Origin of the sequence: Collinsella sp. AF23-4AC (assembly GCF_003462685.1) — a bacterium.
Classification (GTDB): Bacteria; Actinomycetota; Coriobacteriia; order Coriobacteriales; family Coriobacteriaceae; genus Collinsella.
The window spans coordinates 1-7,462 of sequence record NZ_QRVE01000030.1 but is presented as its reverse complement, the minus strand read 5'-3'; the positions used below and the strand labels follow the sequence as shown (position 1 = coordinate 7,462).

The following is a 7,462-nucleotide window of genomic DNA, read 5'->3' as shown; positions in this document are numbered from 1 at the left end:
CTATGACGTTCTGATTCGTAGTCAGACCCTCTATCCAGCTGAGGTAACGCCGCGACTTGTTGATTATTATGCACATGGACTGAATAATCGTCAAGCGTTTTTCAAAAAAAGTTATTGAATTTGATTTTTACTCATTTGATGCAGTCGATCGACTCGATACTTTCAAACACGGCGAAAGCAACTCCTCAAGTATGTCGACATATAAGAAAAGCCTCCGTTACCGGAGGTTTTAAAGTTCAGTTGGTGCGGCGTATAGGATTCCGCGCATCCGCTGCGCGGATCCGCACCGGCTTCGCCCGCCTGCCGGCGGACTCGCCCGCTCGCTAAAAACGCTCCGCGTTTTCTTGACGCTCGCGCCTCGAACGAGGTTCGAATCTCCGCAATGCCCCCGTAAAGGAAAAGCCCCCGTTTCCGGAGGCTTAAAACTCAATTGGTGCGGCGTATAGGATTCGAACCTATGACGTTCTGATTCGTAGTCAGACCCTCTATCCAGCTGAGGTAACGCCGCAACGCACGGATTATTATGCACGTGACCCCTCGATGGGTCAAGCGACAATTTGGAAAAATTTTACGAAGTGATGATTAAGACGCCCGCGCCTCGACCGAGGTTCGAATCCATGCATCGTCCGCCTAAAAGAAAAGCCCCCGTTGCCGGAGGCTTTCAATTTCAATTGGTGCGGCGTATAGGATTCGAACCTATGACGTTCTGATTCGTAGTCAGACCCTCTATCCAGCTGAGGTAACGCCGCAGCGCAAGACATATAAAACCACTTTAGCTTATTGGAGTCAAGCACAATCTCAAACTTTTTTATGGAACGCAGTTTTGTCATGCTGCTCCGCATATACCGCCGTTCCCCGTACGATCGATTGGCTTTTCGATCACGTCAAACTTAGCATCAAGTTCCCTCAGGAGCGATCTCACCCGCTGGGCACAATCATAATCGGCAAACGAGATGCTCAACATGCGAGCAACCTGATTAGATGTCTGGACCCCATAGAAATGCTCTAGGGCCACAAGCCCCTCGTGCGCCACAAACGTCTCAACCACATGAGGCGACTCCTCGTAGCACCATTGCGTCAACGGCCCCTCGCTCGTCTGTCGAACCACCAGGCCACCCATGCCAGACGGCTCACACGTCACAAGCAGGTACTCCCCGCCCTCGTCGCTCTCAAACAAAACCACCCGATCATCAAACAGCTCCATCGCGTCCCCTTTCTCTCGCTCTTATTTAGCAAAAGCATAGCAGGTAGATGGCTGTATACAGAACAGTTGTTCGTGTGTTTTCTATTGAGCTGTCCGCACAGCATGGTATGGCCGCACACAAAAAGGGCACCCCAAAAAGGAGTGCCCTAGCAAATCGCTTATGCAGCCAATCTACGCGACCGGCTCGATCTTCTCGAGGCCGCCCATGTAGGGACGCAGGACCTCGGGGATCGTGATGGTGCCGTCGGCGTTCTGGTAGTTCTCCAGAATGGCAGCCATGGTACGACCAGCCGGCAGGCCGGAACCGTTAAGGGTGTGCAGGTAGCGCGAACCCTTGAAGTTCTCGGGGTCGCGATACTTGATGTTGGCGCGACGGGCCTGGAAGTCACCGCAGTTGGAGCAGGAGCTGATCTCCTTGTAGGCGTTGTAGCTCGGCAGCCAGACCTCGATGTCGTAGGTCTGACGGGCAGAGAAGCCCAAGTCGCCGGTGCACAGGCTAATCACGCGATACGGAAGGCCCAGCTGCTGCAGCAGGTACTCGGCCTCGGCGGTCATGCTCTCGAGCTCCTCGTCGGACTCCTCCGGCTTAGCGAACTTGACCATCTCGACCTTGTCGAACTCGTGCTGACGGATGATGCCACGGGTGTCGCGACCGGCGGAACCGGCCTCCTCGCGGAAGCAGGGGGTGAAGGCAGTGTAGCGGCGCGGCAGGGCATCGGCGTCGAGGACCTCACCGGCGTGCAGGTTGGTGAGCACGACCTCGGCGGTAGGGATCAGGAAGTTGTCGCCCGAGACGTGATAGGCGTCGTCCTCGAACTTGGGCAGCTGGCCCGTGCCGAACATGGTCTGACGCTTGACGACGATAGGCGGCCACCACTCCTTGAAGCCACGGCTGGTGTGCGTATCGAGGAAGAAGTTGATGAGGGCGCGCTCCAGGCGGGCGCCGGCGCCACCGAGAACGGTGAAGCGGCTGCCGGAGAGCTTGTTGCCGCGCTCGAAGTCGAGGATGTCGAGGTCGGTGCCCAGATCCCAGTGCGGCTTAAAGTCGAAGTCGAACTCGCGCGGGGTGCCCCAACGACGGCGCTCGATGTTCTCGTCCTCGTCCTTGCCGTACGGCGTGGCCTCGCAAGGAATGTTGGGCAGGTGAGCCATGAAGTCGTACTGCTCCTGCTCGAGGGCGGTACGACGCTCGGCCAGACCGTCAATCTTCTCGTTGACGGCGCGCACGGCCTCCTTGGCAGCCTCGGCCTCGTCCTTCTTGCCCTCCTTCATCAGGGCGCCGATCTTCTTGGACTCGGCATTGCGCGTAGCCTGGAGCTCCTCGACCTCGGTGATGACGGCACGACGCTCGTCGTCGAGCTCAAAGAACTTCTCGCGATCCCAAGACGTCTGGCGGTTAGCCATGGCGACATCGATGGCATCGGGGTTCTCGCGAACAAACTTGATATCAAGCATTAGATCCTCCGGCGATATACATTCCATTTAGGTTGCAACCTTGTACATGTATGGGCAAGTATATACTTATGAGCGTTTACGACCCAACTCAACTACGCAAGAAGGCACCCAATGGACGCAGTTTTTTCCTTTTTGTTTGGCACCCGCACCGGTTTTGCCATCCTTTTCGCCGGTGGCATCCTACTGTTTGCGATTCTTGCCTTTGTAATGGAGAAGCGCACCCATAAGATGTATGTCGACCGCGGCCCCAAGTCCGAGGATGAGGAAGACAGCTTCTGGGACTAACCTGCCAAAAAGGGACAGGTTTATTTTGGTCGGTTTTATCTGGGCAAACGCAAGCGCCCCGCAACCGGTAACGATCCGGTTGCGGGGCGCTTTTCGCTAAAAGGACAAAACAGCAGGAAAAACCTGCCAAAATAAACCTGTCCCTAAATGGCAAGTTTTACTGGAGGGTTGCGTCGATTGCCTTGACCAGGGCACTGCGCATGCCGGCGTCCTCGAGCGCAACGACGCCCTTGATGGTGGCGCCACCGGGCGAGCATACGGCATCCTTCATCGCCGCAGGATGCTGGCCAGTTGAAAGCTGCAGCTTTGCCGTACCTAGCACCATCTGGCTCACAATGCGATAGGCATCGGCACGCGGGATACCGTGCTTGACCGCCGCATCGCCCAGGGCCTCGATTGCCATAGCGACAAATGCCGGAGCGCAACCACCCACCGTGCCGCCCACGAACAGCAGGCTCGTATCGAGCTCGACCACCGCACCGAGCTTGCCAAGCAGATCAAGCACCACCGCGTTCTGCTCATCACTAAGCGTGGAAGCCTTCTCGCAAGCGATGACGCCCTCGCCCACCGAAACCGGCGTGTTGGGCACCGTCGAGATATGCGCGACGCCCGGCAGGACCTGCTCCCACTTGGCACTGTCCCAGGTCCAGGCAACCGACAGAACGACCTTTTTGGCAAGAACATCCTTGAGCGGGGCGAATACCTTCTCGATCATGTACGGTTTGACCGCAGCGACCACGATATCGGATGTGGCGACAACCTCGGCGGCATCGTGGCAGGCGACCATGCCGCGCGCCTCGCAGCGCTCAACCAGTGCGTCGTAGCGACCCGCGCAGGCGCACATGTCGCTCGCAGCTACACCGGCAGCGATCCAGCCATCAGCCATAGCGCTCGCCATATTGCCAAAACCGACAAACCCAATCTTCATATCTCATAGTCCTCTCAGACACGCTCTTCAAAACGAAAGCTATTGTCCCACGCCATTGTTTCGTATTGCCGACCTATTTGTGATACGGCTCGCCTCGGCTGATCTTGCAGGCGCGATAGATTTGCTCCAGCAGCACCACGCGCGCCAAGTTATGCGGCAAGGTAATACGTCCAAAGCTGAGCATCTCGTCGGCTCGTGCGCGCACGTCATCGCTCACGCCGTCCGATCCGCCAATCACAAAGGCGATGTCGCTGTTGCCACGCAGCATAAGATCATCGAGCCGCGCCGAAAACTCCTCGCTCGAGCGCTCTTTGCCCTCAATGGCCAGCAGGATCACATGCGCTCGAGACGGCAAGGCAGCAAGAATCGCCGCCCCCTCCTTGTCGCGCGCGGCATCCACGCCGCCCGCCTTGGCCGGGTCGATATCGGCCACCTCGCGGATATCAACCTTGGCATAGGCACCTAGGCGCTTGGTGTACTCAGCGCACGCGTCCTTCCAAAAGCGCTCCTTGAGCTTGCCAACACAAACGACGGTGTATTTCACGCGTGCCTACTCCTTCGAACCGTTTTGAACTTTGCCGACGGCCAGCATCTGCTCAAACATCGATGCCGACTGCGAGAAGTCGCTCGGCAGCACGACTGTCGAGGTTTTACCCGTGCGAGCGAACTCCGTCATCATCTCGGACCACTGCGTAAACATGAACAGCTGGTTGGCCTCGTCGTTACCGACTCCCGTCTCCTGGATGATCTCGAGCGAATCTTTGATACCCAGCGCGATGGCCTTGCGCTGGTTGGCGATGCCCTCGCCCGCCTTTTCCATAGCCTCAGCCTCGGCGGTCGCCTCGGTGACGCGCTTGATGCGGTCTGCCTCAGCGAGCTCCTGTGCCGCAGCGCGCTTGCGCTGGGCGGCGTTGATGTCGTTCATGGAGTTCTCGACCTCGGTCGGCAGTGCGATTTTGGTGATGAGCGTCGACACGAGGGTGAAGCCGTAGGCGGCCATCTGCTCGGAAACGGTAGCGTTGACATCCTTGGCGATGTCATCCTTCTTGGCAAAGACCTCATCAAGTGTGTAGACGGGGATGGAGGAGCGCAGGGCATCGGTGATGAAGTCGCGCATCTGGTCGACGGGCTCCTGCAGCATGTAGTAGCTCTTGTAGATGCCCGAATCTGCCGGGCCGGCGCCCATGTCGTAGCTCACGTGGTACTGAGCGGAGACCTCAAGGCCAATGGTCACGTTGTCCTGGGTCTTAACGTCGATGCCAAAACCATTTTTCATGGTGCGCAGACTCACCGTGGCGGCCTTGCGGTCGATCACGGGCACCTTCACGTGGAAGCCCGCGTTGACGATACGATTGAACTTACCCAAGCGCTCGATGATCACAGCGTGCTGCTGCTCAACGACGTAGCAGGCGTTGGGGACCAGCAGCAACAGGATGATGATGGGAATCAAAAGGCTGGTAAGGGCGGCGATGATACCGGAAAACAGCATGGTCTCTCCTCTGATAGGAACACGTTGGCATTAGGATACCCGCACGAAGCAGCCACGTGCCACCAACAAGAGGACCCATGGTCAAAAAAGGCCAAATATGAGTACTGTTACCAGTTTAGTAACAGCGTATTTGGGTCAAAATCGCCTCTTTGAACCCAAGGTCTATCGAAATTACTTCATTTTGTCTCAAGGTTGAGCCAAATTAGCGTACATCTGTTGCGTAAAATGAGCAAAAATGGCTTCGTGAAATGTCTCTATTTTCGTGACAGTACTCATATTTGCCACTTTTTGACCACAGGGGTATCTACCGCGCAAAATCGATAGGTCAAATCTGCCAAAAACGGCCCGTAAAAGAGTTCCCATTGCTGGGAGCTCTTTCATTTAATGGTGCGGGCGAAAGGACGTCCGCGTATCCGCTTCGCGGATCCGCACCGGCATCGGCCGCCTGCCGGCGTCCTCGCCAGCTCGCTAAAAACGCTCTGCGTTTTCTTGACGCTCGCTCCTTCGCAGGTTCAAGTCCCTGCGATGGGCACATAAGACGATATGAGAAAGCCATTTGGGTCGCCTCCCCCGCAGCGCAGCTTCTTTCCGCGGGCTCGGGGTGCCACAATGGGCTTTGAGTATCGGCCCGTGCGGTAGCCCTTACCGCACCTGCGGGGAGGAGGCTTCCCATGCCCCATGTTACCTCCATCGGACTGGACGTCCACGCGCGATCGGTCGCCGCGGCGGCGTTCAACCCCTTCACCGGCGAGGTGGTGCGCCGCAGCTTCGGCACCGACGCCTCCGAGATCGCGGAGTGGGCCCTCGGCTTCGAGGACCCGAGGGCGTGCTACGAGAGCGGCCCCACCGGGTTCCACATGGCGCGCGAGCTACGCGCGCTCGGCCTCGACTGCGCCGTGGCCGCCGTCTCCAAGATGCAGAGGCCGGCGGCGGACGCGCGCCGCAAGAACGACCGGCGCGACGCCGAGTTCATCGCCCGCATGCTCGCCACCCACAACATCGTCGAGGTCCCGCTGCCCGACACGGCGGTCGAGGCCGCCCGGGACCTCGACCGCGCCCTCGACGACGCGGCCCGCGAGCTCCGCCGCTCGAGGCAGCGCCTCAACATGTTCCTGATCAGGCTGGGCCACGTCTGGGACGAGCGCAACGCCGACGGGGCAAGGAAGAGGGCCTGGACGCGCGCCCACTGGAGGTGGATATCCGAGATCAGGCTCGAGGGGCCGCAGCGCGACGCGCTCGAGTACTACGTCACGGCCGCCCGCTGCGCGGAATCGGACAAGCGGCAGCTCGAGAGGAGGGTCGTCGCGCTGGCGGGCACCGACCGCTGGCGCCCGGCCGTGGAGGCGCTGTCCTGCATCAAGGGGATTGACACCCTGACGGCCTTCAGGCTTGCGGCGGAGGCCGGGTCCTTCAGCAGGTTCCACTCGGCGCCGGCCTTCGCGAGCTGGTGCGGGCTCACGCCATCGGAGCACTCGAGCGGCGAGTCCGAGCGGCGCGGCGGGATAACCAAGGCCGGCAACGCGCTCGCGCGCACGGCGCTCATAGAGTCCGCGTGGCATTACTCCATGTGCTCCCCGAGGCCCAAGGCCCCCGCACCCGGCACCGACGTGCCCCCGGCGATACGCTCGAGGGCCGACGCCTGCACTGCCAGGCTCCACCGCCGCCGCGAGGCGCTCGCGGACGCCGGCAAGCCGGCCTGCAGGGCCAACGCCGCCGTGGCGCGCGAGCTCGCCTGCTGGGTCTGGGAGATCGGGTGCAGGTCCGAGGGGACCATTCGCTGACCCCCGGCGACAACCGGCTCCCGCCGGGAGGGCCCGCGCCTCGACGCATCGCCGGCGCGAGTTCACGGCTTTTTTGATGGGCAGCCCCCGGGCCGCGCCCGAGACAAGACTGGATTCGCACGATCGCGCCGGACGGAGAATCGAAATGCGGTGAGGCGGGGAGACACATCGCGCGCCCGCCGATGCCCCGCGCCACGAGCCCGCGGATATTAGCTTGCCAGGCAAGCGTCGACTAAGCCATGCAGCGCGCGCGGGTCCTCCCGACGGGAAATCAGAACCACCCTTAAAAAGGGTGGTTTGCTCTTAGGGTATAACCCACG

At 59.8% G+C, this 7,462-nt stretch carries 7 protein-coding genes and 2 tRNA genes; 2 read left to right on the top strand and 7 right to left on the bottom strand.

What is annotated here, in order from left to right:
• Window positions 1-431 precede the first annotated feature (431 nt).
• The 4 genes from DWY05_RS09675 to serS all read right to left on the bottom strand — a co-directional run bounded on the left by DWY05_RS09675 (window position 432) and on the right by serS (window position 2,659).
• Window positions 432-508: transfer RNA gene (locus DWY05_RS09675), tRNA-Arg, on the bottom strand.
• Between the two features lie 164 nt (window positions 509-672).
• A tRNA-Arg gene (locus DWY05_RS09670) sits at window positions 673-749 on the bottom strand.
• A 77-nt stretch (window positions 750-826) separates the two neighbouring features.
• Window positions 827-1,204 (bottom strand): hypothetical protein, encoded by a 378-nt coding sequence (locus DWY05_RS09665; protein WP_117645937.1) that lies wholly within the window; start codon window positions 1,202-1,204, stop codon window positions 827-829.
• Window positions 1,205-1,375: 171 nt separating this feature from the next.
• Window positions 1,376-2,659 (bottom strand): serine--tRNA ligase, encoded by a 1,284-nt coding sequence (serS, locus tag DWY05_RS09660; protein WP_117821400.1) that lies wholly within the window; start codon window positions 2,657-2,659, stop codon window positions 1,376-1,378.
• Between the two features lie 111 nt (window positions 2,660-2,770).
• On the opposite strand from serS, the gene DWY05_RS10045 reads away from it, so the two are divergent.
• Window positions 2,771-2,944, top strand: coding sequence for a DUF6724 family protein (locus DWY05_RS10045; protein ID WP_006235069.1), 174 nt, complete (start codon window positions 2,771-2,773; stop codon window positions 2,942-2,944).
• Window positions 2,945-3,101: 157 nt separating this feature from the next.
• On the opposite strand, the gene proC is transcribed toward DWY05_RS10045, so the two are convergent.
• From proC to DWY05_RS09645, 3 genes are all read right to left on the bottom strand, one after another.
• The gene (gene proC / locus DWY05_RS09655; protein ID WP_117821401.1) at window positions 3,102-3,872 is read right to left on the bottom strand and encodes a pyrroline-5-carboxylate reductase; all 771 of its coding nucleotides are present in this window, start codon (window positions 3,870-3,872) and stop codon (window positions 3,102-3,104) included.
• A 73-nt stretch (window positions 3,873-3,945) separates the two neighbouring features.
• A complete protein-coding gene (gene rlmH, locus DWY05_RS09650) occupies window positions 3,946-4,416 on the bottom strand; it encodes a 23S rRNA (pseudouridine(1915)-N(3))-methyltransferase RlmH (RefSeq protein WP_099432630.1) in 471 nt (156 codons plus the stop codon).
• A gap of 6 nt (window positions 4,417-4,422) precedes the next feature.
• Window positions 4,423-5,361, bottom strand: a complete 939-nt coding sequence (locus DWY05_RS09645; protein WP_117821402.1) for an SPFH domain-containing protein — start codon at window positions 5,359-5,361, stop codon at window positions 4,423-4,425.
• Between the two features lie 671 nt (window positions 5,362-6,032).
• Here DWY05_RS09645 and DWY05_RS09640 point away from each other — a divergent pair.
• Window positions 6,033-7,142, top strand: coding sequence for an IS110 family transposase (locus DWY05_RS09640; RefSeq protein WP_117821403.1), 1,110 nt, complete (start codon window positions 6,033-6,035; stop codon window positions 7,140-7,142).
• Window positions 7,143-7,462: the final 320 nt, after the last annotated feature.

Excerpts from the sequence above, each read along its gene's own strand:
- DWY05_RS09665 (WP_117645937.1), bottom strand. The coding sequence starts at position 1,204 with ATGGAGCTGTTTGATGATCGGGTGGTTTTGTTTGAGAGCGACGAGGGC.
- serS (WP_117821400.1), bottom strand. The coding sequence starts at position 2,659 with ATGCTTGATATCAAGTTTGTTCGCGAGAACCCCGATGCCATCGATGTC.
- DWY05_RS10045 (WP_006235069.1), top strand. The coding sequence starts at position 2,771 with ATGGACGCAGTTTTTTCCTTTTTGTTTGGCACCCGCACCGGTTTTGCC.
- proC (WP_117821401.1), bottom strand. The coding sequence starts at position 3,872 with ATGAAGATTGGGTTTGTCGGTTTTGGCAATATGGCGAGCGCTATGGCT.
- DWY05_RS09645 (WP_117821402.1), bottom strand. The coding sequence starts at position 5,361 with ATGCTGTTTTCCGGTATCATCGCCGCCCTTACCAGCCTTTTGATTCCC.
- DWY05_RS09640 (WP_117821403.1), top strand. The coding sequence starts at position 6,033 with ATGCCCCATGTTACCTCCATCGGACTGGACGTCCACGCGCGATCGGTC.